A 22,795-nucleotide genomic window follows, 5' to 3' on the forward strand; every position below is an offset into this window, starting at 1 on the left:
TCACATGCAGAACGTTGATCACACCATGCCTGAACATCGCTTGCCCGGCATTGACGTGCAGTTGCAGCGGCCCTTTGCCGTGCAGGAGCGTCCCTGCGGCCGCCTGGTGGTCTGGCTGCTGGCCGCCACGGCGACGCGGGCCCTGTCCGCGAATGGCTCGGTGAGCGCACAGGAGCTCGCAGCCCAGGTGGGATCCGCCTCCGCGGCGCCCATGGCGGTGAGCCGTGCGTTCGGCTTTCTCGCGCAGTGCGGCCTGGCCATCGGATGGGGCGCCGACACCACGCAGGACCCGGCGACGCTGGCGCTGCGCGGCCGTGCCCGGGGGCCTTTCTGGATGCCGGTGCAGACCGCTCGCCGGCTGCGCTTCCTGATGGGAGACCGACCTGCCTCGGTGCAGGAGCTGGCACGGCTGGCCGGGGCCCCGGCCTCTTCCAGGCAAGGCCCTGCGGCAAGCCCGGCCGAGGCCGACGTGGGGGACCTCGATCGCTGGTACGCCCTGCTCGACGCACGCCAGCGCAGCGAGGAAGGCGGCGGTGGCGCGGCGGCATCGCCGTGGCTGCAGGAGTTGCGCTATGCGCCGCATGAGCGGCTCGCGCTGGCTTGGGCCCGCTTCCATGCGGCGCGGCAGGCGCGCCGCGCCGGCGACGTGGCCGAGGCCCGGCGCGGGCTGCAGGCGCTGGTTCGCGAGCTGCATCCCGCACGAGGCGAGCGCGAGCAGGCGGCGCTCGCGCTGGCACGCATCGGCCTCGTCTGGTGCGACCACCAGGTGCGGCGCCTGGCGCAGGCCGAGGCCGGGCTGGAACGGCTGGCGGCCGAGGCGCGGCACGAGGGCGGCGCGGTCTGGCGCATGAACTCGCGCATCGCCTGCGAATTCCACAACCTGCGGGCGCTCATCGTGAGGGCCCGGCTGCTCGAGGGCGGCGCCGGGCCGGCCGCCAGGGCCGCCCAGGTGCGCGGCGTGCTCGCAGACCTGCGCACGGCGCTGATCTGCGCGGTGGAAAGCGATGCGTTCACGCTGCTCGAAAGCGTGGCTGCCAACCTGGGCTACACGCTGTGGCTGCTCGAGGCCTGGCTGCCGCCCGAGGTGGCGGGCCGCGGCACACGCATGGAGGCGCTGCGCTGGATGCTCCTGAGCGAATGGCTGTGCCAGCGCCACGGCCTCGCGGCCGGCTCGCCCTGGAACCTCATCAATGTGTGCCGGGTCGCGCGCGGCGCCGGCCATGCGGCCGATCAGGCCCACCTGCCGCCGCTGCCGCTGGCGCGCGTGCGCGAAGGCCTCGGCGTGACCGCGAGCCTGCTCGGGCCGCCGGCACAGGTGAGGCACTGGGCCGACGTGACCGCGGCCCTTGCCGCCAGTGCGCGGGCGCAGGCCAGCGAGTACACCCCGGTGCAGCAGGTGGCCGCACTGGTCGAACACGCCTGGCAGCTGGCGGCCCGGGGCGGCGGCAGCGCCGAACTGCAGGCAGTGCGGGCCGACGTGCTGGAGCGCCTGCCCAGGCTCGCTGGCGTGGACCGGCGGTTCTTCCGCCACGAGATCGATGGGGCCGCGCCGGCCCTCTGAACCGGCTGCAATGTGTGACAAGCGCACGCGGTGGCCGCGCTATCCTCGCGGGGTCTTTGTTGCCAAGAGGGGCTTCGATGTCACACCTTCTCTCCGCTCGCCTGGCGAGTTCGCTGCTGATCGGCCTGTTCGCTGCGCTGCCGGCGCTGGCCGGCAGCATTCCGTCGTCGGCTTCGAGCGCGGCGTCCGACTCGGTCGGCAGCGTGTCGGATTCGCTGAGCGGCTCCAGCAAGAGTTCGTCCGAAGACAACAAGGTGGCCGAGGGCGACTACCGGGTGATCCAGGTTGCGGCGCTCGACGGCCGCCCCGGCATGCTGCGCGTGACGATGCGCGCGGTCGATCGCGCCGGCACCGACGGCGGCGAGCTCACGCTCGACCTGCCGCAGAACGCGCTCAAGCAGCGCATGCTGGCCGGCGGCGACGTGGTCAGCGCGCGCCAGCGCGCCTATGGCTACGAGTTCGCGCATGCCGACACCCGCCAGGCGTTCTTCCTGGTGCTGGCCGACGACTGGTATCGCGACCTGCAGTCGCGCCCCGTGACGCTCTGAGCTTGCTGCGCTCCTGTCTGGTGGCCGCCTGCCTGGCGGCCGGCGCCGCGGCCGTGCCCGCCGCGGCGGAGTCGCTGCAGCTGTGCGACCGTTCGCCGCCCATGACGGCGCAGCAGCAGGACAAGCTGCTGCGCTTCGCCGCACTCGTGCGGCAGGAGCTCGATGCCTCCGGCGCCCGGCTGGCGCTGGTGGCGCGCTCCGGTCTCGACCTGGACCGTTTCGCGGTGCGCTATTCGCATGCCGGCCTCAGCCTGAAGGCCAACCGCAACACGCCCTGGTCGGTGCGGCAGCTCTACTATTCGTGCGACGAGCGGCGGCCACGGCTGTTCGACCAGGGCCTGCCGGGTTTCCTGTTCGGCACCGACGACCCGACGCTGGGCTACATCTCGGTGGTGTTGCTGCCCGACGAGCCGGCTGCGGCACTGGAGGCGGCCGCGCTCGACAACGCGCGGGCGTTGCGGCTGCTCGCCGCCACCTACAGCGCCAACGCCTACCCGTGGAGCCTGCGCTACCAGAACTGCAACCAGTGGGTGGCCGAGTTGCTGGCGGCGGCCTGGGGTGGGTTCTCCGATGGCGACGACCTGCGCGCCCAGGCCCAGCACTGGCTGAACCTGCAGGGTTATGAACCGCCGCCGGTGGACGTGGGCTCGCACCTGCTGATGTTTGCCGCGCAGTTCGTGCCCTTCGTGCACCTGGACGACCACCCCGAGGCCGACCGCTTCGCGCTGAAGCTGCGCGTCAGCCTGCCGGCTGCGATCGAAGGCTTCGTGCACCAGCGGCTGCCGGCCGCGCAGCGGCTGGAGTTCTGCCACGACGGCGCGCGCATGGTGATGCGCCGCGGCTGGGGGGCGCCCCTGCCCGATGGCTGCCGGCCCGAGGCCGGCGACACCGTCATCGCGCTGGACTGACGCAGCGCCACCAGGCCTGCAGGCGCTGCGCGGCAGCCCGCACGTCGCCGGTGTTGTGCACCACGAAGTCCGCGTTCGAGGGCGGCACCAGTCGAGCCAGGCGTGCCTGCACCGCCGCTGCGTCTTCGCGGGCCCTGTGCGCCAGGCGCTGCGCCAGCAGGGGCGCGGGCGCGGTGATCTCCACCACCCGTGCGGCCGGCGCCGCGGCGAGCAGCGCCGGCAGGTGCGCACGCGATGCGTTGACGACCACCCAGCGGCCCTGCTGCAGCGGCTGCAGGTCGCGCGAGCGCACGCCGTAGAACAGGCCGTGCGCCTGCCAGTGCAGCACCAGCTCGCCGGCGTTGCGCAATGCGATGAAGGTGGCTTCGTCCACCGGCTCGTGGGCCTCGCCGCCCGGGTCTGCGGCGCGGGTGATCACGCGCCGCGCATGGTGGGGGGCCATCGCCTCACCGTAGGCCGACGACAGCAGCAGGGCGCGCCACGCGTTCAGCACGCTGTCCTTGCCGGCGCCCGAGGGGCCCACCACCGCCAGCAGGCGTTCGCTGTGGGCGATGGGCTGCATGCCGTCAGCCACCGGCGCCCACCGGAAGGCGATGCGCCAGCACGAACGGCTCGCCGGCAGCCGGCTCGACGAACACGCACAGCGCATCGCAGGCAGGCGGGGTGCCGAGCGCCGGTGCGAAGTGCGCCCGGGCACGCTGCACCAGCGTCTGCCGCTGCCCATCGTCTGCCAGCGTGTCGGTCAGCGTCATGTGAAAGCGCCATTGCGACAGCACATGGGCATAGCCCCAGCGCGCCAGCAGCGCGCGCTGTTCATCGCTCATCGGCTGGCTTTCACGCCGGGCGATCTCTGCGGCGGCGGGCGGGGCGCGAAACGGGTCGAGCTGCTGCACGCAATCGTCGGCCAGGCACTGCAGCGGATGTGTGGGGTCGAGCGGCTGCACCGGCCGCAACGCCACGAAACCGGCCAGCGTGTCCACCTGGAGCGCGGGCAGGGTGAAAGGCCGGCGCCGCTGCGCCAGGGCGCGTGCCGCCTGCAGCAGGTCGGCCTCCCGGTATGGCGGCTTGAGCCGCATCGGCGGCTTCAGCGTGGCATGGAAGCCGTAGCGCCAGGGGTCCCGGGCGAAGGCGGGGGCACGGCCGAACGCCCGGCCGGCGCCCGGGTCGCGACCGAGCCATTCGCAGCCGGCCTGCCAGAGCGGGTGGTCTTCCGGCGGGGCGTAGTAGAGGGCGAACCTCATGCGGCTTCCGGCTCCACCGTGAGCTGCACCGCGTCGGCTGCGAACAGCGTGATGCCGGCCTCGACCGGCGTGCCGTCGAGGTCGGCGTTGGTGTAGCTCACCACCAGCACCGGCTGGGTGACCGGCCGGGCCAGCGCGTCGGCCTCGGCCGCGGTCGGCAGGCGGCACGAGATGCTGCTGCGCACGCGGGTGTAGTCGGCCAGGCCCAGGCGCCTGAGCGCGGCGGTGATGGAGCCCTCCGCCTCGAAAGCGGCCGCGATGCCGGCCAGCCGCGGGCACGGGTACGCGCAGGTGCTGATGCCGATGGGCCGCCCACGCACCGAGGCGCGCGTGTAGATGATCTCCACCTGGCTGCGCGCCCCCACCTTCAGCGCCTGGGCCCAGTCGCCGGCCTCGGCGGTTTCGTGGCCCAGCAGCTCCCGCTTCGCCCGTTCGCCGGCCTCGGCCAGGTTTTCGGAAAGCCGGGTGCGGCGTTGCAGCGCGTAGTCGAGCACCAGCTCGCGCACATAGGTGCCGCTGCCGTGCAGCACCTTCACGAAACCTTCGCGGGCCAGGGCCTGCACCGCCTGGCGCAGCGTGTGGCGGTTCACGCCGAAGCGTTGCGCCAGCAGCGTCTCGTTGGGCAGGCGCTCGCCAGGGGCGATGCGGCCGGCCGAGATGTCCTCGCGCAGTTGGGCGGCAATCGCTTCCCAGATTGACGACACCCCGCCCGCCGGGTACGGCGAGCGACCCTCCGAGAGGGTCGGGCCTTGCTTGGGGCGGCCCGGCGCGGCGGCCCGGGGGGATGACGACACCCCGCTCGCCGCGTACGGCGAGCGACCCTCCGAGAGGGTCGGGCCTTGCTTGGGACGGCCCTGCGCGGCGGCCGGGGGGGATGACGACACCCCGCCCGCCGCAGGCGTCGGGCGACCCTCCGAGAGGGTGGGGCCTTGCTTGGGGCGGCCCTGCGCGGCGGCCCGGGGGGATCGAGTTGCGGCTTTCAATGGATGACCTTCTGCATGAGTCAAGAAATTGTCACGCACCGTCCGGATACTTGCGGCATCATAGAGTCATCTAGATGACATTGCGATGACCCAGAACACCGAAGACACCTCGGCACAACGCCGCCGTTGGCTGGCCGTGCTGGCCCACGCGCCGCGGCAGGCGCTGGCGCACCATGCGCCGCCGGTGCTGGCCGACCACCGATTCGAATGGCTGCGACGGCCGGAGGTCGGGCTCGCCATGGTGCGCGCGCGCATCGGCAATGCCGGTGACCGGTTCAACCTCGGCGAGGCCACGGTCACACGCTGCGCGGCGCGCATCGAACTCGGCGGCGCCGTCGCCGTGGGCGTCGGCTACCTGCTCGGGCGCGACGTGCAACGCGCCGAATGGGTCGCCGGGCTCGATGCGCTGCTGCAGCTGCCGTCGCAGCAGGCGCTGCTGCTGCAGACCGTGATCGCACCGCTGGCCGAAGCCGCCGCCGAGACGCGGCGCCGCCGTGAGCTGCGCACCGCCGCCAGCCGCGTGCGGTTCTACACCTTGCAGACGGAGGCAGCGTGACGACCGACATGGCGGCCGCCGGCACGGTGGACCTGGCTCGCATCCCCACCGGCTTCGCCGACCCGGTGCACGATGCGCAGGCCGTGTTCCGCGTCGTGCTCGAAGCGCTCAGCCGGCCCGGGCGGGTGCAGGCGCTGCCGGGCCCCGTGCATCAGCCGCTGGGCCGCCCCGCCGCGTTGAAGCCGGCGCTCGCGGCGGCCTTGCTGGCGCTGCTGGATGCGCAGACCAGCCTGTGGCTGAGCCCCGCGCTGGCCGCCGGCGGCGAGGTGCAGGCCTGGCTGCGTTTCCACACCGGCACCCGCTTCGCCGACCGCCCCGAAGCGGCCGACTTCGCCGCGGCGTGTGCCGACGAGGTGGACGCGGGACTGCTGCGCCGACTGCCGGCCGGCAGCGACGAAGCGCCCCACACCAGCGCCACGCTGCTTGTCGAGGTGGCTTCGCTGCAGGCGTCCGGCGGGCCGTCGCCATGCCTGCGCCTGAGCGGCCCGGGCATCGAGCACGAACACCGGCTGTCGGCCGGCGGGCTGCCGCACGGCTTCTGGCGCGAGCGCATCGAGCAGCAGCAGGACTTCCCCTGCGGCGTGGACCTGCTGCTGTGCCACGACACGCGCGTGGCCGGGCTGCCGCGCTCCACCGCGGTTTTCCTGCTGCCGGAGGGCTGATCCATGTACGTGGCCGTCAAGGGAGGTGAAGCCGCGATCGCCGCATCGCTGCGCCTGCTCGACGAGGCGCGGCGCGGCGACCCGGCCGTGCGCGAGCTCGAGGTGGCGCAGGTCCGCGAGCAGCTCGGCCTGCTGGTCGACCGGGTGATGGCCGAGGGCTCGCTCTACGACCCCGAACTCGCGGCGCTGGCGCTGAAGCAGGCGCGCGGCGACGCCATCGAGGCGACCTTCCTGCTGCGGGCCTACCGCACCACGCTGCCGCGGCTTTGCTACAGCGAACCGGTGGACACCGACCGCATGCAGGTGCAGCGGCGCGTGTCGGCCATCTTCAAGGACCTGCCGGGCGGCCAGCTGCTGGGCGCCACCTTCGACTACACCCAGCGGCTGCTCGACTTCGGCTTGCTCGACAGCGGCGAGGCTGTCCGCCATGAAGAAGCCGCGCCGGCGCTCGAGCCGGCCGGCGTGCCGCCGGCATTGCAGCGGCTGGTGCAGGAAGGGCTGGTCGAGCCGGCCGTGCCGAGCCAGGGCGACCCGGAGCCGGCCGACATCACGCGTGAACCGCCGGTCTATCCGATGGACCGCGCCGCGCGCCTGCAGATGCTGGCGCGCGCCGACGAGGGCTGGGTGCTCGGCCTGGGCTATTCGTCGCAGCGCGGCTATGCCAGCACGCACCCGTTCGCCGGCGAGATACGCGCGGGCCTGGTGCCGCTGGAACTGGTGCCCGACGAGCTGGGCTTCGCCATCGAGGTGGGGGAGATCGAGCTCACCGAATGCCAGATGGTCAACCAGTTCGTGGGCAGCGCCACCGCGCCGGCGCAGTTCACACGAGGCTACGGCCTGGTGTTCGGCGAGGGCGAGCGCAAGGCGATGGCGATGTCGCTGGTCGACCGGGTGCTGCGGGCCGGCGAGTTCGGCGAAGAGATCACCAGCCCCGCGCAGCAGCAGGAATTCGCCCTGCCGCACGGCGACAACGTCGAGGCCTCGGGTTTCGTGCAGCACCTGAAGCTGCCGCACTACGTGACCTTCGAATCGGAGCTGCAGATGGTTCGCGCGCTGCGCAGCGCGGCCGGCCGCGCAGAGGAGGAGGCCGCATGAAGACCGACGGCTACAACTTCGGGTACCTGGACGAGCGCACGAAGCGCATGATCCGCCGCGCACTGCTCAAAGCCGTGGCGGTGCCGGGCAACCAGGTGCCCTTCGGCTCGCGCGAGATGCCGCTGGCCTACGGCTGGGGCACCGGCGGCATCCAGGTCACCGCCGCGGTGATCGGCCCGCAGGACGTGCTCAAGGTCATCGACCAGGGCTCGGACGACACCACCAATGCGGTGAACATCCGCCGCTTCTTCGCACGCGTCACCGGCGTGGCCACCACCGAGCGCACCCGCGAAGCCACCATCATCCAGACGCGCCACCGCATCCCCGAGGCGCCGCTGTCCGAGGCGCAGGTGCTGGTGTACCAGGTGCCGCAGCCGGAGCCGCTCTACAAGCTGGAGCCGCGGCGCACCGAAGCCACCCGGCTGCATGCCTACCAGGAATACGGCCTCATGAACGTGAAGCTCTACGAAGACCTGGCGCACTGGGGCCGCATCGACAGCACCTACGACCACCCGGTGCTGGTGAATGGCCGCTACGTGATGGCGCCTTCGCCCATCCCGAGTTTCGACAACCCCAGGATGCACCGCATGCCGGCCCTGCAGCTGTTCGGTGCCGGACGCGAGAAGAGGCTGTACGCGGTGCCGCCGTACACCGACGTGAAGAGCCTCGACTTCGACGACCATCCGTTCCGCGTCGAGCTGCAGGGCCATGCCTGTGCGCTGTGCGGCAGCACCGACACCTGGCTCGACGAGGTGCCGCAGGACGGCGGGGCACCGCTGTGGACCTGCTCCGACACCGACTTCTGCCGGGAGCGGCGCGAGGAGCGCGGACTGTGAGCGTCTCGATTCGCCTGGCCACGCGTGACGACGTGCCGGCCGTGCTGTGCCTGTATGCCGCCTGCGGAATCGATCCACCCGCCGACGCACAGCAGGTGGCGGCCGCGTCCTTGCACTGGGACCGGCTGGCGGCAGCCGGGGCACGGGTGTTCCTGGCCGAGCACGAGGGGCAGGTGCTGGGCACCCTCACGCTGTACGTCCTGCCGCTGCTGGCACACGGGCTGGCGCCCGAGGCGCTGGTCGAGGACGTGGCGGTGGATGCCGCCGCGCAGGGGCAAGGCGTGGGCCGCGCGCTGATGCATCACGCCATGGGCGTCGCACGCGGACACGGCTGCTACAAGCTCGCGCTCAGCTCGAACATCCGGCGCGAGGCGGCCCATGCCTTCTACGACAGCCTGGGCTTCGAGCGTCACGGCATCAGCTTCGTCGTCCCTCTTCAGCAGGAGCCGCTGCAATGACCGAAGAACTGCTGCGCGTCGACGGGCTCTGCCACCGTTTTGCGTCCAGCGCCGAGGCACGCTGGGCCGTGCAGGAGGCCAGCCTCGTGCTGCATGCGGGCGAAGTGCTCGCCATCGTCGGCGAGTCGGGCTCGGGCAAGAGCACGCTGCTCAACTGCATTGCCGGCCGGCTGGCGCCCGCGCAGGGCCAGGTGCGCTACCGCACGGCAGATCAACGCTGGGTCGACGTGCATGCGCTGCCCGAGCGCGAGCGCCGGCGGCTAGCGCGCACCGAATGGGGCTTCGTCGAGCAGCAGGCGGCCGAGGGGCTGCGCATGAACGTGAGCGCCGGTGCCAACGTCGGCGAGCGGCTCATGGCGCTGGGCCAGCGCCACTACGGCAGCCTGCGCGACACCGCCCGCGAATGGATGGAGCGCGTCGAACTCGAGGCGGACCGGGTCGACGACAGCCCGCGCGCCTTCTCGGGCGGCATGCGGCAGCGCCTGCAGATCGCCCGCAACCTCGTCACCCGGCCTCGGCTGGTGCTGATGGACGAGCCGACCTCCGGGCTCGACGTGTCGGTGCAGGCAAAGCTGCTCGACCTGATCCGCCTGCTGGTGGCGCGGCTGCGCCTGTCGGCGCTGGTGGTGACCCACGACCTCGGCGTGGCGCGCCTGCTGGCGCATCGCACGCTGGTCATGCAGCGCGGCCGCATCGTCGAGCAGGGGCTGACCGACCGGGTGCTGGACGACCCGCAGCATCCCTACACGCAACTGCTCGTCGCTTCGGTGGTGGCGCCATGAGGGTGCTTCAGGTGCGCAACCTGCGCAAGACCTTCAGGCTGCACCTGCGCGGGGGCCTCGAGCTGCCGGTGCTGAAAAACGTGTCACTCGATGTGAACGCGGGGGAGTGCGTGGCGCTGACCGGCCCCTCGGGGCAAGGAAAATCCACGCTCATGAAATGCCTGCACGGCAGCTATGGCGTGGACGGCGGCGAGGTGCTGCTGCACCGCGCCGACGGTTCGGTGCTCGACCTCGCGCAGGCCGCGCCGCAGCAGATGCTGCAGCTGCGCCGCCGCGAGCTCGCCTACGTGAGCCAGTTCCTGCGCGTGGTGCCGCGGGTGCCGGCGCTCGACGTGGTGGCCGAACGCATGCTCGAAGCCGACGAGGCAGTGGCCCGGCAGCGCAGCGAGGCCGGGCATGCCGAGGCGCTGGCCGCGGCGCGTGAACAGGTTCGCGAATTGTTCAGGCGGCTGAACCTACCCCCCGGTTTGTGGGAGCTCCCCCCAGCCACGTTCTCCGGCGGCGAGCAGCAACGTGTCAACATCGCGCGAGGCTTCATCCAGGGCGCCAGGCTGCTGTTGCTGGACGAACCCACCGCGTCGCTGGACGCGACCAACCGCCGCGTGGTCATCGAGCTCATCGAGGAGGCCAAGGCGCGCGGGACCGCGGTGGTGGGCATCTTCCACGACGAGGAAGTGCGCGATGCGGTGGCCACACGCTGCGAAAGCGTGGCGGCCGGCGCCAACCAAGGACAGTGATGACGATGACGACGAACCGCGAAACCATCCTCGACAACGCCCGGCTCGTGCTGGCCCACGAGGTGGTGCAAGGCCACGTGGTGCTGCGCGACGGTCGCATCGCGGAAATGGGCCACGGCCGCACCTCGGTGCCGGGTGCGCACGACCTGCACGGCGACCTGCTGCTGCCCGGCCTGGTGGAGGTGCACACCGACAACCTCGAGCGCCATGTGATGCCCCGGCCCAAGGTGTTCTTCCCGATCCAGGGCGCGGTGCTGGCGCACGACGCCGAGATCGCCGCGGCCGGCATCACCACGGTGTTCGATTCCATCGGCGTGGGCGACCCCTACGGCGAAGGCTTTCGCGCGCGCGACCAGAGCGCCCTGCTCGAGGTGCTCGACCGGCTCGAGGCAGCCGGCGCGCTGCGCAGCGAACACTACGTGCACGTGCGCTGCGAGCTGCCGGCGCCCAATGCGCGCGAGCTGTTCGAGCCGTTTGCGCTGCACCGGCGGCTGCGGCTCATTTCGCTGATGGACCACACGCCGGGCCAGCGCCAGTGGAGCGACATCGAGCATGCGCGCATCTACTACACCGGCAAGAAGGGCTGGAGCGACGCGAAGTTCGACGAGGAAGTGCGCATCGCGCCGCAGCGCCAGCAGCAGTACGCGCAGCCGAACCGGGTCTGGTTCACCGAGTTCGCGCACCGGCATGGCGTGGCGCTGGCCACCCACGACGACACGACCATCGAACATGTGGACGAGGCTCGGGCGCTGGGCGCCGGCATGAGTGAATTCCCCACCACCCTGGCGGCGGCGCGCCATGCGCATGCGCACGGCCTGGCCACGGTGGCCGGTGCGCCGAACGTCGTGCGCGGCGGGTCGCACTCCGGCAACGTCTCCGCGCTCGACCTGGCCCGCGAAGGCGTGCTCGACGCGTTGTCTTCCGACTACGTGCCGGCGAGCCTGCTGCAGGCAGCCTGGAAGCTGCAGCAGGAGGCCGGCTTCTCGATCAGCGAGGCGGTCAACGTGGTGAGCCGCGCGCCGGCGCGTGCCTGCGGTCTCGACGACCGGGGCGAGATCGCCGTCGGCCGGCGCGCCGACCTCGTGCGTGCCAGCGAGATCGGCGGCCTGCCGGTGGTGCGCGAGGTGTACTGCGCCGGCCGCCGCACCGTCTGAGGCCCGCATGTTGTCGCCCTGGCAAGACCGCAGCCACGACCTGACCGACGAAGCGGCGCTGCGCCGCATCTACAGCGAGCTGCCCGGCGACACCTCGCTGGCCAAGGTGGCCGACCACGTCCATGCGCTGTACCGGCCGTTCATCGAGGCGTCGCCGTTCGCCGTGCTCGCCACGCTGGGCCCCAAAGGCCTGGACACCTCGCCACGCGGCGACGCGCCGGGTTTCGTCGAGATCGCCGACGACCGGACGCTGCTGCTGCCGGACCGGCGCGGCAACAACCGCATCGACAGCCTGCGCAACATCGCGCACGACCCTCGAGTCGCACTGCTGTTCCTGATCCCCGGCTGCAACGAGGCGCTGCGGGTCAACGGCGAGGCCCGCATCTCGGCGGCGCCCGCGCTGCTGGAGCGGTTTGCGGTGGACGGCAAGCTGCCGCGCTCGGTGCTGGTGGTGAGCGTGCGCAGCATCTTTTTCCAGTGCGGCCGCGCGGTGATGCGCTCGAAGCTCTGGGACGCCGCCCGGCATGTCGACCGCAAGACGCTGCCCAGCATCGGCTGCGTGCTCGAGACCCTGAGCGAGTCACGCATCGACGGCGGGGCCTACGACGCCGCGTTGCCGGCGCGGCAGAGCAGCACGCTCTACTGAGTACCGGGTCGGGGCCGCGCCCGGCCCGGCCGGGCTCAGGCGGCCTGCTGCGCCGCGCCGCGGCCTTCGCGCCACTGCTTCAGGAGCTGCTCCCACTTCGGCCGCACCGCGGCCAGGTGGCGCTCCTTCACGTGGCCGTAGCCGCGGATGTCTTCCGGCAGGCGCGCGATCTCCACGGCTTGCGAGAGGTTGTCGGCCTTCAGCGCCTGGAGCAGCTCCTCGACGGTGTTGCGGTACTCGCCGATGAGCGCGCGTTCCATCCTGCGCTCCTCGGTGTAGCCGAACACGTCGAACGCGGTGCCGCGCAGGCCGCGCATGCGGGCCAGCAGCTTGAACGCGGTGTGCATCCACGGGCCGAAGCGCTGCTTCACCAGCTCGCCCTTCGCGTTGCGCCTGGCGAGCAGCGGCGGGGCCAGGTGGTAGGCGACCTTGTAGTCGCCTTCGAATTGCTGGGCCACCTTGTCGAGGAAGCCGGTGCCGGTGTGCAGCCGGGCCACCTCGTACTCGTCCTTGTAGGCCATCAGCTTGAACAGGTAGCGGGCCACCGCTTCGGTGAGGCGGGTCGAACCCAGGGGCGCCTCGGCATTGCGCACCTTCTGCACGAAGGCCGCGTACTCCTGCGCATAGGCCGCGCTCTGGTAGCCGGTGAGGAACTCCACCCGCTTGCTGATCACTTCGTCGAGGCCGGGCTTGCGGGCGAACTGGATCACCTGCGCGGTGGTGCACAGCGCCTGCACCGCAGCCAGGTCGTGGGCCGCGCGGCGGCCCCATTCGAAGGCCGCCTTGTTGTTGTCGACCTGCACGCCGTTGAGTTCCATCGCGCGCAGCAGCGAGCTCTTCTGCAGCGGGATCCAGCCCTTCTGCCATGCATAGCCCAGCATCAGCGGGTTGGTATAGAGCGAGTCGCCCAGCAGCTGCACCGCGAGCTGCTCGGCGTCGAAGCGGGCCAGGCCGCCGGCGCCGGTGGCCTGCTCGATGGCGGCCTCGCAGTTGCCTTCGGGGAACTGCCAGTTCGGGTTGTTGACGAAGCTGGCGGTCGGCGTGCCGTGGGTGTTGAGCGCGACATGGGTGCGGCCCTCGCGCATCACCGCAAGCGACTCCTTCTTCGCCGCCACCAGCGGGTCGCAGGCGATCACGAGGTCGGCCTCGGCCGTGCCCACCTTCGTGCAGTGGATGGCTTGCGGCGTGTCGGCGATCTGGATGTGGCTCCAGGTGGCGCCACCCTTTTGCGCGAGCCCGGCCGCGTCCTGCGTGACGATGCCCTTGCCTTCGATGTGCGCCGCCATGCCCAGCAGCTGGCCGATGGTGATGATGCCGGTGCCGCCCACGCCGGCCACCAGGATGCCCCAGGCGCGCGGCGCGGCCGGCACCTGCGGATCGGCGATCGGCGGCAGGTCGAAGGGGTTGCGGGCCTTGTCCTTCTTCGGCTTCTTGAGCTGGCCGCCTTCGACGGTGACGAAGCTCGGGCAGAAGCCGTTGACGCAGGAATAGTCCTTGTTGCAGGTGTTCTGGTTGATGCGGCGCTTGCGGCCGAATTCGGTTTCCACCGGCTCGACCGACAGGCAGTTGCTCTTCACCGAGCAGTCGCCGCAGCCCTCGCACACCAGCTCGTTGATCACCACCCGCTTCTCGGCCTCGGCCATGGTGCCGCGCTTGCGGCGGCGGCGCTTCTCGGTGGCGCAGGTCTGGTCGTAGATGAGGATGGTCACGCCCTCGATCCCGCGCAGCTGGCGCTGCACCTCGTCGAGCTGGTCGCGGTGGTGGATGGTGACGCCCGGCGCCAGGTTGAGCGGCGCGTTGTACTTGGCCGGCTCGTCGGTGACGATGACGATCTTCTTCGCGCCTTCGGCCTCGAGCTCGCGCGTCATCTGCGGCACGGTCATCGTGCCGTCCACCGGCTGGCCGCCGGTCATGGCGACCGCGTCGTTGTAGAGGATCTTGTAGGTGATGTTGACCTTGGCCGCGATGCTCTGGCGCACCGCCAGCAGGCCGGAGTGGTAGTACGTGCCGTCGCCCAGGTTCGCGAAGATGTGCTTCTCGTTCGTGAACGGCGACTGGCCCACCCAGGGCACGCCTTCGCCGCCCATCTGGGTGAAGGTGCTGGTGGAGCGGTCCATCCAGGTCACCATGTAGTGGCAGCCGATGCCGGCCACCGCGCGCGAGCCTTCGGGCACCTTGGTGCTGGTGTTGTGCGGGCAGCCCGAGCAGAACCAGGGCGTGCGCTCGCCGATGCCGCCGGCGTCCAGCGCCGCGAGGCTGCGCTCCTTGGCGTCGATGACCGCCAGGCGCGCCTCGATGCGCGAACGCACGTCGGCGTCCACCCCCAGCTTGATGAGCCGCTTGCCGATGGCGCGCGCGATGATGGCCGGCGTCAGGTCGGCCTTGGCGCGCAGCAGCCAGTTCTCGCTCGGGTTGGGCATCGACCATTCGCCGCCGGTCTGGTCTCCCTCGGGTTCGTCGAACTTGCCCAGCACGTTGGGCCGCACGTCGGGACGCCAGTTGTAGAGCTCTTCCTTGAGCTGGTACTCGATGACCTGGCGCTTTTCCTCGATGACGAGGATCTCCTGCAGCCCGGTGGCGAACTCGCGGGTGATGGTGGCTTCGAGCGGCCACACCACGCCGACCTTGTGCAGCCGGATGCCGATGCGACGGCAGGTGTCCTCGTCCAGCCCCAGGTCGAACAGCGCCTGGCGCGTGTCGTTGTAGCTCTTGCCGCTGGCAATGAGGCCCAGGCGCGCGTGCGGCGAATCGATGACCGTGTGGTTGAGCCGGTTGGCGCGCACATAGGCGAGCGCGGCATACCACTTGTGGTCCATGAGCCGCGCTTCCTGCTCCAGCGGCGGGTCGGGCCAGCGGATGTGCAGGCCGCCCGGCGGCATGATGAAGTCCTCAGGCAGCACGATGTTCACCCGGTCGGGGTCCACGCTCACCGTGGTGGACGACTCGACGATCTCCTGGATCGTCTTCATGCCGGCCCACACGCCGGAGAAGCGGCTCATCGCGAAGGCGTGCAGGCCCAGATCGAGGATCTCCTGCACGTTCGACGGGAAGAACACCGGCAGGCCGCACGCCTTGAAGATGTGGTCGCTCTGGTGCGCCGCGGTGGAGCTCTTGGAGATGTGGTCGTCGCCGGCGATGGCGATCACGCCGCCGTGCTTGGCCGTGCCGGCCATGTTGGCGTGCTTGAAGACGTCGGAGCAGCGGTCCACGCCCGGGCCCTTGCCGTACCAGATGCCGAACACGCCGTCGAACTTGTTGTTCTTCGGATAGAGGTCGAGCTGCTGCGTGCCCCACACCGCGGTGGCACCCAGCTCCTCGTTCACGCCGGGCTGGAAGACGATGTGGTTTGCCGCCAGGTGCTTCTTGGCATTCCACAGCGCCTGGTCGTAGCCGCCCAGCGGCGATCCGCGATAGCCGGAAATGAAGCCCGCGGTATTGAGGCCGGCGACCGCGTCGCGCTTGCGCTGCAGCATGGGCAGCCGCACCAGCGCCTGCACGCCGCTCATGAAGGCGTTGCCGCTTTCGAGTGCGTACTTGTCGTCCAGGGTGACCGACTCGAGGGCCTTGCGGATGTGCTCGGGCAGGGGCGCGTTCATGCGTGCGGCTCCTTGTTCTGTGGGGTGGCGGTCACGCGCGCGCCTCATGGACGGGCGCTGCCTGCCGGGTGTGGGGGATGGCTGTCAGTGTAGGCAAAGCCTTTCGGGAAGTCTTTTCTTTCGATGCCGCAAATGGGGTTGCTTCAGCAACATCCTTGCGAAAAATGCCGGCTGGAGAAGCAAATGCCATCGCAAAAACAGCCCCTAGGGAAAACCCGCTCCGTGGATGAAGCCGCCGCCGCCGAAGCGCCGCACGGCGCCGGCCTCGACCGCTACGACATCGCCATCCTGCGGGAGTTGCAGCAGGACGCCCGGCTGTCCAATGCCGAGCTGGCCAGCCGCATCGGCCTGTCGCCCGCGCCCACCTGGCGGCGGGTGAAATGGCTCGAGGAGCAGGGCTACATCCTGGGCTACCGTGCCGCGCTCGACCGGCGAAAGATCGGCCTGGGCGTTCTGGCCTTCGTGCGGGTCGACGCCGAGCGCAACAATGCCGACGCAACCCGCGCGCTCGAAGACGCGATCCGTGCGCTGCCCGAGGTGATCTCGTGCCACTACATCAGCGGCGCGGGCACCTTCGAGCTCGAAGTGCTGACCACCGACCTCGACGCCTATGCGCGCTGGTCGATGGACACGCTGTTCAAGCTGCCCAACGTGAAGGACCTGCACACCAGCTTCTCGCTCGGCGAAGTGAAGGGCAGCGGCGTGCTGCCGCTGGGGCATCTGGAGGGGCGGGCGAGGTAGGCGCGCAAATGCCCGGTGCAAGTACCCTCATCAGGGGGAGTCCGCTGAGCGGCTCGTGCGCTTAGGCTGCGCGTCGTCCGACAAATGAGGAGAAGTGAATGAAGGCGAAGGGAATGAGGCGGCATCTGCTGGCGATGATCGGTGCATGCATGGTGGGGGCACCCCTGGCTGCGCCGGCTCAGGAATCCGCCTCGGCGTTGCCCTATTCCGTGGTTTCGCTGGTGGGCGACAAGATCTCTCTGGTGGGATATGTGTCCGGCACGGGCAGCCATATCGACACCAACACCCTCAGCGAGCTGCCGCTGTCCGACAACGAGCTCGATCGTGCCACCCTGTTCGCGGTCGAAGACGCCCTGAAGAAAGGGAAGCCCGGCTTGCGGCCGTCCCTGCTGTCCGTGCGCGACCCGGCCATCTACGGCGCCCAGCAGGACCTTGCAGGCCCGCCCGAAAAGCAGAAGGCCTTCATCTCCTCGCTGAAGGCGGTCCTGAAGGAGCGGGGCACCGGGCGCTTCATCATCGTCACGAAGCAGCGCGGAGAAGCTCGTTTGCAGGGGCGCGATGGTCATTTCGGAAAGGGCACCCTCAACGGGCTGGGCTTCTACCTGGACCGTGCGACCCCCATGGAGAGCAATGAGACAGGGCTGGTCACCGAGGGCTTCCTGGGGCCGTTTGCCTATGTGCGGGTCAGCCTGGTCGACATGGATTCGCTCACCGTCCTGAAAGACTCCTACGGCATGGCGTCCAGCGTGCTGGTGCATGCCCTCGTCAAGGGGAGCGTCCATCCGTGGGATGCGCTCGACGCCGGTCAGAAGGTCGAGCACCTGAAGCAGCTGATCGTGCAGGCGGTGGAGCGTGCGATGCGGCCTGTGCTGAGCCAGATCTGACGGCTGCCGGCGCGCAGGCTACGGCGAGCCGAAGCCGAACCAGCGCCGCAGCGTTTCCCCGGCGTTGCGCAACACGCCTTCGAACTGCGCTCCCATGCGCGACGGGAACTGCGCCGAAGCGTCGAGCCGGCCGCGGGCCAGCGCCTGGCTGGTGAAGTCGCCCACCACGTGCAGCGCGTTGTGGGCGCCCTGGCCCCAATGGTCGCTGCGCATCGTCACCCGCGGGTCGTTGAAGCCGACCCATGCGCCGCTCACCAGCTGCGGGTGCATCAGCAGGAACCAGCCGTCGGTGTTGTTCTGGGTGGTGCCGGTCTTGCCGGCCACGTCGGCGGTGATGCCATGCACCGTGCGCAGGCCCTGGCCGGTGCCGCGGTCGACCACGCCGCGCAGCATGTCGATCAGCTGCACCGCGACGTCGGACTCGAGCACGCGCTCGGGCGGCTGCTGCGGCGGCGGCGCGAAGCGGGCCAGCACACGGCCCTGGGCATCGCTCACCTGCGTGATGAGCTGCGGTGCGCGGTACTCGCCCAGCGCGGCAATGCTCGCGTAGGCGCTGGCCATCTCGAGCAGCGACACGGAGCTGGTGCCCAGCGCCAGCGATGGCACGGCGTCCAGCTCGCTGTCGCGCACCCCGAGGCGCTGCGCGAACTGCACCACCGCCTTGGGGCCCACCTGCTGCATCACCTGGGCGGTGGTGCTGTTGCGCGAGAACACGAGGCCGTCCTCGAGGCTGGTCGTCTCGCGCTCGGCCCGCGACATGTCTTTCGGGCGCCACCACTTGCCGTCGGGCAGGCGGATCGGCTGCGCGCGGCTGGGGAACTGCTGCTGCGGGTCCATGCCGGCCTCCAGGGCCGCGCCATAGACGAACGGCTTGAAGGTCGAGCCCGGCTGGCGCCGGGCCTGCTGCACGTGGTCGTAGCTGTCGGCCACGAAGCTGCGGCTGCCCACCCAGGCGCGTACCGCGCCGGTGGCCGGGTCGATGGCGACGAAGCCGGCTTCCAGCCGCGTCTTGCGCTGGCGCAGCGCGTTCATGAAGCCATCGTCGGCACGCAGCTCGGCCAGCGCCTCGTCGGGCGTACGGCCGGCCTCCAGGGCTCGCGCATATTCCTGCGATTCGCGCACGAAGGTGTCGAGCAGCTCGGCGTGGGTGGCCCAGAAGTGGGCGAAGGGCTCGACCTTGCCGCGGGCCTGCGCATAGCTGCCCGCTCGGGTGGACAGCAGCTTGCCGCTTTCACGGCCCCATTCCACGTCGGCCACCGCCTGCAGCGCGTCGAGCTGGCGGGTCACCGCCTGGCTGGCCAGCCGCTGCAGGTTCGCGTCGAGCGTGGACTGCACCACCAGGCCGTCGGCATGGAGGTCGTAGCCCAGCGGCTCGGCCCATTCGGACAGCCAGCGCCGCACCGCGTCGGCGAAGTGCGGCGCCGGCCCCGCGTCCGGGTCCTGGCGCTTGAAGTCCAGGCGCAGCGGGCGCCGGCTCAGCTTCTCGCACAGCGCCGCATCCAGCTTGCCGTGCTTGACCATCTGCGCGAGCACCACGTTGCGGCGCTCCAGCGCACGTTCGGGCTTTTGCACCGGGTTGTAGACGCTCGTGCCCTTGAGCAGCCCGACCAGCGTGGCGGCTTCGGCCAGCGAAAGCGCGCGCGCCGGCTTGCCGAAATAGGTGCGCGCGGCCATCTCGATGCCCCAGGCGTCGTAGTGGAACGAGACGGTGTTGAGATAGGTCTCGAGGATCTCGCGCTTGGAGTAGGCGCGCTCCAGCTTGAGCGCGGTGATCATCTCCTTGAGCTTGCGCGTGGCCGAGAGCGAACGCCCGATGTCCTTGGGGAAGAGGTTGCGGGCCAGCTGCTGGGTGATGGTGGAGCCGCCCTGGCGGTTGCCCGACAGCGTGTGCAGCACCGACGACACGCTGCGCTGCCAGTCGACCCCGGGGTGCTGCCAGAACCGGTGGTCCTCGGTGGCGATCAGCGCGTCCACCACCGGCTGCGGAATCGCCTCCAGCGGCAGCCACTCCCGGTTGGTGCGGCGGAAGGTGGCCAGCACCGAACCGTCGGCTGCCAGCAGCACGCTGGGCTTTTCGTCGCGGGCCTTGAGCATGCCCTGCACGTCGGGCGTGAGGGGCACCAGCGCCAGGGTGTAGCCCGCCAGCAGCAACACGCCCACGAGAATCGCCACGCCGGCACGGCGCAGCCAGGGCATGGCCGCCGTCCGGGCCGTCTGCATGCGCGATCGCAGCCACTCTCGCCAGCTCGGGGAATCCACCAATCTCTCGCCTGTCCGATGCGCCCGGCTCATCGACCGACAGGGCCGGGCGTAAGCTCCCTGGGTCGCGCAGTGTGCGGCGTACCGGCCGCGATGCTGTAACAAATTTGCACAGCGGCCGGGATGACGAATCTCTTCAAGGAGGACTCCATGTTTCCCTGGTTCTGGATCTACGCCCCGCAGACCCACTGGCCGTGGAGCGGCGCCGTCACGCAGGACATCTCGCCCGAGACGTTTTTCGCCGGCATCAAGCCCGGCGCCGGCGTGCCTGAAATCGAACGCGACGTTTTCGAGAAGGCCTCCTACGGCAAGCAGCTCGGCTGGCTGCTCGACGCCGTGGCCGGCTCCGAAGAGGAGAAGGTCGAGGCGCTGGCGAACCTGCGCGAGCTGCACGAGGAGGTGCGGCAGATCAAGCGGCGCCACGCAGCCGACCGCGAGCGGGCTGCGATGAAGCTGCTCAGCAGGCTCGAAGAGGAAAACCCCGAGGCGCTGCGGCGTGTGCTGCAGCGCTTTGCCGCGAACGCCGCCTCGGGCCGCAGGGCCTTGCCGGCGCAATGATGCGACGCCTGTTCCGCGCGGCGGCGTGGGTTGTGCTGTGCATGGTTGCTGCGGCTCTTGCGCAAGCACAGGACCAGAAGCTGCCGCAACGCAACCTGCTGGTCGAAGTGCGCCAGGGCGACGAAGCCTCCTTCACCGTCTCGGGCGGCGGCGTGAGCGGCGGCGAGGTGGTCATCGGCTCGGATGGCCAGGTGTCGGGCCGGGCCGGGGTGCAGGTGGAGTCGCGCAGCCGCGACAGTGCTCTGGCGTCGACTCAGCAGGTGCGGGTGCTGAACGGTGGCCGGGCCGGCGTGCGTCTGGCGCAGGCCCTGCCGCTCCAGTGGTGGGAAGTGGTCGTCACGCCGCGCGGCCCGCAGGTGGTGGGCCAGACGGCATGGGCCGAGGCGGCGCGCGGCTTTGCGGTGCTGCCGCGCTGGCCCGGCGGCGAGGCGCCGGTCACGGTGGAGATCCAGGCAGAGTCGGGCAGCGTGAGCCAGCCCGGTGCGCTGCAGCCTCTCGGCCAGCCGCAGGCCGCGGTGGACTCAGCACGCACCCTCACCACCGTACAGGTGCCGTTGCGCGAATGGGTCACCATCGCCAGCAGCGGCGAGGCAGACAGCCAGAGTGCCCGCGGCGTGCTGTCCAGCCGCGACGCGCAGCGCGGTCGGCGCTGGGTGGTGCAGCTGAGGGTGAGTCCGCAGTAGCCTCTTGATGCGCGCGCGCCCTGCGCCCACACTGCCGCCCATGACGACTTCGGCACACAGGCTCTACGCAGGCGCCAGCGGCTATGCCTTCAAGGAGTGGAAGGGAACCTTCTACCCCGAGCAGATCAAGCCCGAGGACATGCTGGCCTGGTATGCGGAGCGCCTGCCCACGGTCGAGATCAACAACACCTTCTATGCGATGCCCAAGGCCACCGTGCTGGCCCACTGGGCCGAGGTGACGCCGGCGCACTTCCGCTTCGCCATCAAGGCGCCCAAGCGCATCACGCACGAAGCGAGATTGAAGGCCGATGCATCGGCCGATTCGGTGGCCTACCTCTACAAGGTGCTGGAAGCGCTGGGCAGCAAGCGCGGGCCGGTGCTGTTCCAGCTGCCGCCCTTCCTGAAGAAGGACCTGCCGCGGCTGGCCGAATTCCTGTCGCTGCTGCCGGCCGGGCATCTGGCGGCCTTCGAGTTCCGCAACGACAGCTGGTTCGACGACGAGGTGTATGCACTGCTGCGCGACGCCGGCGCTTCCCTGTGCTTCTCCGAACGAGAAGACAACGCGCCGCCGCCGCTGGTGGAGACCGCGCCCTGGGGGTACGTCCGGCTGCGGCTCGAAGACTACGCGGACGGCGACCTGGCGTCGTGGGCCGAGCGCCTGGCCGCCACCGGCTGGCAGCAGGTCCATGCCTACTTCATGCACGAGCCGACGGCACCCGGCTATGCGCACAAGCTGCAGAGCTTAAGCCTCGCGGGCTGAGCGAAACACACTCTTTCGTACCCGCCCCCACCCGTTCACGGGTACAGGCTTGCGCCGGCCCCACACGCGCAGTTCAATCACATCAGACGGGGCTTTGTTGCCGCTGGTGGCGAGAAAGGACGGGACCATGAAGTTCCTATGGCCCGAACTGCTGTGGTTGCTTGTCCTGCTGCCGCTGCTGGCAGCTGCCCGCATGTGGCTGCTGCGCCGCCGCCGAGACCAGCTGGCCGGAGCCTGGCCGGGCATGTTCGGTGCCGCTCCCGCCGCCAACCCAGGACGCGTACGTGCCAGCGAGCTGCTGCTGCTCGTGGGCCTGGCGGTGCTGATCGTGGCGATGGCGCGGCCGATGTGGTCGCTGCCGGAAACCGGCCCCGACCAGACCATCGTGCTGGCCATCGACCTGTCGGGCAGCATGGCTGCCGCCGACATCGCGCCCAACCGCCTGGCGGCAGCACAGAAGGCGGCCAAGAAGTTCGTGCAGGAACTGCCTCGCGGCGTGCAGGTCGCGGTGGTTGCCTATGCCGACAGCGCCGAGCTCGTTCAGCCGCCCACACTGGTGCGCGAACGCGCCACCGAAGCGATCGACCGCTTCCAGCTGCAAGGAGGCACCGCCATCGGCGACGGCATCGTCACCGCCCTGAGCGCCCTGTTTCCGGGGCAGGCCCTCGACCTCGCTTCGGTGCAGCAGCCACCGCCCGCGCATGCGGTGCCGGCGCCGCCGGCGGTGGCGCCCGGCTCCTATGCCGAAGGCCTGATCGTGCTGCTCACCGATGGCGAAAACACCATGGGCAGCGACCCGCTCGATGCGGCGCGGCTCGCCGCACAGCGCGGTGTCAAGGTGTGCACCGTCGGCTTCGGCACGGCCGACGGCGCCATCGTGCGTTCCGAGGGCGCGAGCGAGCATGTGGGGCTCGACGAGGTGGGCCTGAAGGAAATCGCCCGCCTGACGGCCGGCGAATATTTCCGCGCCACCAATGTCGACGAGCTCAAGCAGGTCTATAGCGAGCTGAAGAGCCGGCTGGTCACCCGCGTGCACGAGACCGAGGCCACCGCCGTGGTGGCCGGGCTCGGGGCGGTGCTGCTGCTGGCTGCCGCCGGCCTGTCGCTGTGGCGCAGCGGCGCGGTGGCGTAGACGAGCCGCCGGACC

The 22,795-nt window shown here is 70.6% G+C and carries 23 protein-coding genes; 18 read left to right on the plus strand and 5 right to left on the minus strand.

Annotated elements, in window-relative coordinates:
• The first annotated feature begins 25 nt into the window (after positions 1-25).
• From E8D38_RS07310 to E8D38_RS28830, 3 genes are all read left to right on the plus strand, one after another.
• On the plus strand, positions 26-1,561 hold the full coding sequence (locus E8D38_RS07310) for a hypothetical protein (protein ID WP_140627368.1): 1,536 nt from the start codon (positions 26-28) through the stop codon (positions 1,559-1,561).
• 77 nt (positions 1,562-1,638) lie between these two features.
• Positions 1,639-2,109, plus strand: a complete 471-nt coding sequence (locus tag E8D38_RS28825) for a hypothetical protein (protein ID WP_246099389.1) — start codon at positions 1,639-1,641, stop codon at positions 2,107-2,109.
• A gap of 2 nt (positions 2,110-2,111) precedes the next feature.
• Positions 2,112-3,017 (plus strand): DUF2145 domain-containing protein, encoded by a 906-nt coding sequence (locus tag E8D38_RS28830; protein WP_246099390.1) that lies wholly within the window; start codon positions 2,112-2,114, stop codon positions 3,015-3,017.
• Here E8D38_RS28830 and E8D38_RS07320 read toward each other — a convergent pair.
• From E8D38_RS07320 to phnF, 3 genes are read right to left on the minus strand one after another with little or no spacing between them, the layout of a single operon-like run.
• Positions 3,001-3,579 (minus strand): phosphonate metabolism protein/1,5-bisphosphokinase (PRPP-forming) PhnN, encoded by a 579-nt coding sequence (locus E8D38_RS07320; RefSeq protein WP_140627369.1) that lies wholly within the window; start codon positions 3,577-3,579, stop codon positions 3,001-3,003. The genes E8D38_RS28830 and E8D38_RS07320 overlap by 17 nt on opposite strands.
• Positions 3,580-3,583: 4 nt before the next feature.
• Positions 3,584-4,258, minus strand: a complete 675-nt coding sequence (locus E8D38_RS07325) for a DUF1045 domain-containing protein (protein WP_140627370.1) — start codon at positions 4,256-4,258, stop codon at positions 3,584-3,586.
• Entirely contained in the window at positions 4,255-4,962 is a 708-nt protein-coding gene (gene phnF, locus E8D38_RS07330) for a phosphonate metabolism transcriptional regulator PhnF (RefSeq protein ID WP_181178970.1), read from the minus strand. Before phnF ends, E8D38_RS07325 begins: the two co-directional genes overlap by 4 nt.
• Before the next feature lie 364 nt (positions 4,963-5,326).
• On the opposite strand from phnF, the gene phnG reads away from it, so the two are divergent.
• From phnG to E8D38_RS07375, 9 genes are read left to right on the plus strand one after another with little or no spacing between them, the layout of a single operon-like run.
• The gene (gene phnG, locus E8D38_RS07335; protein WP_140627374.1) at positions 5,327-5,797 is read left to right on the plus strand and encodes a phosphonate C-P lyase system protein PhnG; all 471 of its coding nucleotides are present in this window, start codon (positions 5,327-5,329) and stop codon (positions 5,795-5,797) included.
• Entirely contained in the window at positions 5,794-6,459 is a 666-nt protein-coding gene (gene phnH / locus E8D38_RS07340; protein WP_246099391.1) for a phosphonate C-P lyase system protein PhnH, read from the plus strand. The genes phnG and phnH overlap by 4 nt, the downstream gene beginning before the upstream one ends.
• Positions 6,460-6,462: 3 nt before the next feature.
• Positions 6,463-7,554, plus strand: a complete 1,092-nt coding sequence (locus tag E8D38_RS07345) for a carbon-phosphorus lyase complex subunit (protein ID WP_140627376.1) — start codon at positions 6,463-6,465, stop codon at positions 7,552-7,554.
• On the plus strand, positions 7,551-8,390 hold the full coding sequence (locus tag E8D38_RS07350) for an alpha-D-ribose 1-methylphosphonate 5-phosphate C-P-lyase PhnJ (RefSeq protein WP_140627378.1): 840 nt from the start codon (positions 7,551-7,553) through the stop codon (positions 8,388-8,390). The genes E8D38_RS07345 and E8D38_RS07350 overlap by 4 nt, the downstream gene beginning before the upstream one ends.
• Complete coding sequence (locus E8D38_RS07355) at positions 8,387-8,848, plus strand: GNAT family N-acetyltransferase (RefSeq protein ID WP_140627380.1); 462 nt, start codon at positions 8,387-8,389, stop codon at positions 8,846-8,848. The genes E8D38_RS07350 and E8D38_RS07355 overlap by 4 nt, the downstream gene beginning before the upstream one ends.
• Positions 8,845-9,630, plus strand: a complete 786-nt coding sequence (gene phnK, locus E8D38_RS07360; protein WP_140627382.1) for a phosphonate C-P lyase system protein PhnK — start codon at positions 8,845-8,847, stop codon at positions 9,628-9,630. Before E8D38_RS07355 ends, phnK begins: the two co-directional genes overlap by 4 nt.
• Entirely contained in the window at positions 9,627-10,367 is a 741-nt protein-coding gene (gene phnL, locus E8D38_RS07365) for a phosphonate C-P lyase system protein PhnL (protein WP_140627384.1), read from the plus strand. Before phnK ends, phnL begins: the two co-directional genes overlap by 4 nt.
• Positions 10,367-11,521, plus strand: a complete 1,155-nt coding sequence (locus E8D38_RS07370) for an alpha-D-ribose 1-methylphosphonate 5-triphosphate diphosphatase (RefSeq protein ID WP_246099392.1) — start codon at positions 10,367-10,369, stop codon at positions 11,519-11,521. The genes phnL and E8D38_RS07370 overlap by 1 nt, the downstream gene beginning before the upstream one ends.
• Positions 11,522-11,528: 7 nt before the next feature.
• The gene (locus tag E8D38_RS07375; RefSeq protein ID WP_140627388.1) at positions 11,529-12,167 is read left to right on the plus strand and encodes a pyridoxamine 5'-phosphate oxidase family protein; all 639 of its coding nucleotides are present in this window, start codon (positions 11,529-11,531) and stop codon (positions 12,165-12,167) included.
• 35 nt (positions 12,168-12,202) lie between these two features.
• Here E8D38_RS07375 and E8D38_RS07380 read toward each other — a convergent pair whose 3' ends face one another.
• On the minus strand, positions 12,203-15,763 hold the full coding sequence (locus tag E8D38_RS07380) for an indolepyruvate ferredoxin oxidoreductase family protein (protein ID WP_140627390.1): 3,561 nt from the start codon (positions 15,761-15,763) through the stop codon (positions 12,203-12,205).
• Between the two features lie 183 nt (positions 15,764-15,946).
• Between E8D38_RS07380 and E8D38_RS07385 the strand changes: the two genes are divergently transcribed.
• Both E8D38_RS07385 and E8D38_RS07390 read left to right on the plus strand, forming a co-directional pair.
• Complete coding sequence (locus E8D38_RS07385) at positions 15,947-16,504, plus strand: Lrp/AsnC family transcriptional regulator (protein ID WP_140627392.1); 558 nt, start codon at positions 15,947-15,949, stop codon at positions 16,502-16,504.
• 98 nt (positions 16,505-16,602) lie between these two features.
• Entirely contained in the window at positions 16,603-17,388 is a 786-nt protein-coding gene (locus E8D38_RS07390) for a hypothetical protein (protein WP_140627394.1), read from the plus strand.
• Between the two features lie 18 nt (positions 17,389-17,406).
• On the opposite strand, the gene E8D38_RS07395 is transcribed toward E8D38_RS07390, so the two are convergent.
• Positions 17,407-19,584, minus strand: a complete 2,178-nt coding sequence (locus E8D38_RS07395; RefSeq protein ID WP_181178971.1) for a penicillin-binding protein 1A — start codon at positions 19,582-19,584, stop codon at positions 17,407-17,409.
• Positions 19,585-19,797: 213 nt separating this feature from the next.
• Between E8D38_RS07395 and E8D38_RS07400 the strand changes: the two genes are divergently transcribed.
• From E8D38_RS07400 to E8D38_RS07415, 4 genes are all read left to right on the plus strand, one after another.
• Positions 19,798-20,205, plus strand: coding sequence for a hypothetical protein (locus E8D38_RS07400; protein ID WP_140627399.1), 408 nt, complete (start codon positions 19,798-19,800; stop codon positions 20,203-20,205).
• Positions 20,206-20,246: 41 nt separating this feature from the next.
• Positions 20,247-20,888, plus strand: coding sequence for a hypothetical protein (locus E8D38_RS07405; protein WP_219851674.1), 642 nt, complete (start codon positions 20,247-20,249; stop codon positions 20,886-20,888).
• Positions 20,889-20,928: 40 nt separating this feature from the next.
• Positions 20,929-21,648 (plus strand): DUF72 domain-containing protein, encoded by a 720-nt coding sequence (locus tag E8D38_RS07410; protein WP_140627403.1) that lies wholly within the window; start codon positions 20,929-20,931, stop codon positions 21,646-21,648.
• 127 nt (positions 21,649-21,775) lie between these two features.
• On the plus strand, positions 21,776-22,780 hold the full coding sequence (locus E8D38_RS07415) for a vWA domain-containing protein (RefSeq protein WP_140627405.1): 1,005 nt from the start codon (positions 21,776-21,778) through the stop codon (positions 22,778-22,780).
• Positions 22,781-22,795: the final 15 nt, after the last annotated feature.

Origin of the sequence: Methylibium rhizosphaerae (assembly GCF_006386545.1) — a bacterium.
GTDB classification, from domain to species: Bacteria; Pseudomonadota; Gammaproteobacteria; order Burkholderiales; family Burkholderiaceae_C; genus Pseudorivibacter; species Pseudorivibacter rhizosphaerae.

Excerpts from the sequence above, each read along its gene's own strand:
- E8D38_RS07345 (WP_140627376.1), top strand. The coding sequence starts at position 6,463 with ATGTACGTGGCCGTCAAGGGAGGTGAAGCCGCGATCGCCGCATCGCTG.
- E8D38_RS07320 (WP_140627369.1), bottom strand. The coding sequence starts at position 3,579 with ATGCAGCCCATCGCCCACAGCGAACGCCTGCTGGCGGTGGTGGGCCCC.
- E8D38_RS07395 (WP_181178971.1), bottom strand. The coding sequence starts at position 19,584 with ATGCCCTGGCTGCGCCGTGCCGGCGTGGCGATTCTCGTGGGCGTGTTG.
- E8D38_RS07405 (WP_219851674.1), top strand. The coding sequence starts at position 20,247 with ATGGTTGCTGCGGCTCTTGCGCAAGCACAGGACCAGAAGCTGCCGCAA.
- E8D38_RS07350 (WP_140627378.1), top strand. The coding sequence starts at position 7,551 with ATGAAGACCGACGGCTACAACTTCGGGTACCTGGACGAGCGCACGAAG.
- E8D38_RS07380 (WP_140627390.1), bottom strand. The coding sequence starts at position 15,763 with ATGAACGCGCCCCTGCCCGAGCACATCCGCAAGGCCCTCGAGTCGGTC.
- phnL (WP_140627384.1), top strand. The coding sequence starts at position 9,627 with ATGAGGGTGCTTCAGGTGCGCAACCTGCGCAAGACCTTCAGGCTGCAC.
- E8D38_RS07410 (WP_140627403.1), top strand. The coding sequence starts at position 20,929 with ATGACGACTTCGGCACACAGGCTCTACGCAGGCGCCAGCGGCTATGCC.
- E8D38_RS07400 (WP_140627399.1), top strand. The coding sequence starts at position 19,798 with ATGTTTCCCTGGTTCTGGATCTACGCCCCGCAGACCCACTGGCCGTGG.
- E8D38_RS07390 (WP_140627394.1), top strand. The coding sequence starts at position 16,603 with ATGAAGGCGAAGGGAATGAGGCGGCATCTGCTGGCGATGATCGGTGCA.
- E8D38_RS07310 (WP_140627368.1), top strand. The coding sequence starts at position 26 with ATGCCTGAACATCGCTTGCCCGGCATTGACGTGCAGTTGCAGCGGCCC.
- E8D38_RS28825 (WP_246099389.1), top strand. The coding sequence starts at position 1,639 with ATGTCACACCTTCTCTCCGCTCGCCTGGCGAGTTCGCTGCTGATCGGC.
- E8D38_RS07325 (WP_140627370.1), bottom strand. The coding sequence starts at position 4,258 with ATGAGGTTCGCCCTCTACTACGCCCCGCCGGAAGACCACCCGCTCTGG.
- phnK (WP_140627382.1), top strand. The coding sequence starts at position 8,845 with ATGACCGAAGAACTGCTGCGCGTCGACGGGCTCTGCCACCGTTTTGCG.
- E8D38_RS07375 (WP_140627388.1), top strand. The coding sequence starts at position 11,529 with ATGTTGTCGCCCTGGCAAGACCGCAGCCACGACCTGACCGACGAAGCG.
- E8D38_RS07385 (WP_140627392.1), top strand. The coding sequence starts at position 15,947 with ATGCCATCGCAAAAACAGCCCCTAGGGAAAACCCGCTCCGTGGATGAA.
- E8D38_RS07415 (WP_140627405.1), top strand. The coding sequence starts at position 21,776 with ATGAAGTTCCTATGGCCCGAACTGCTGTGGTTGCTTGTCCTGCTGCCG.
- E8D38_RS07370 (WP_246099392.1), top strand. The coding sequence starts at position 10,367 with ATGACGATGACGACGAACCGCGAAACCATCCTCGACAACGCCCGGCTC.
- phnG (WP_140627374.1), top strand. The coding sequence starts at position 5,327 with ATGACCCAGAACACCGAAGACACCTCGGCACAACGCCGCCGTTGGCTG.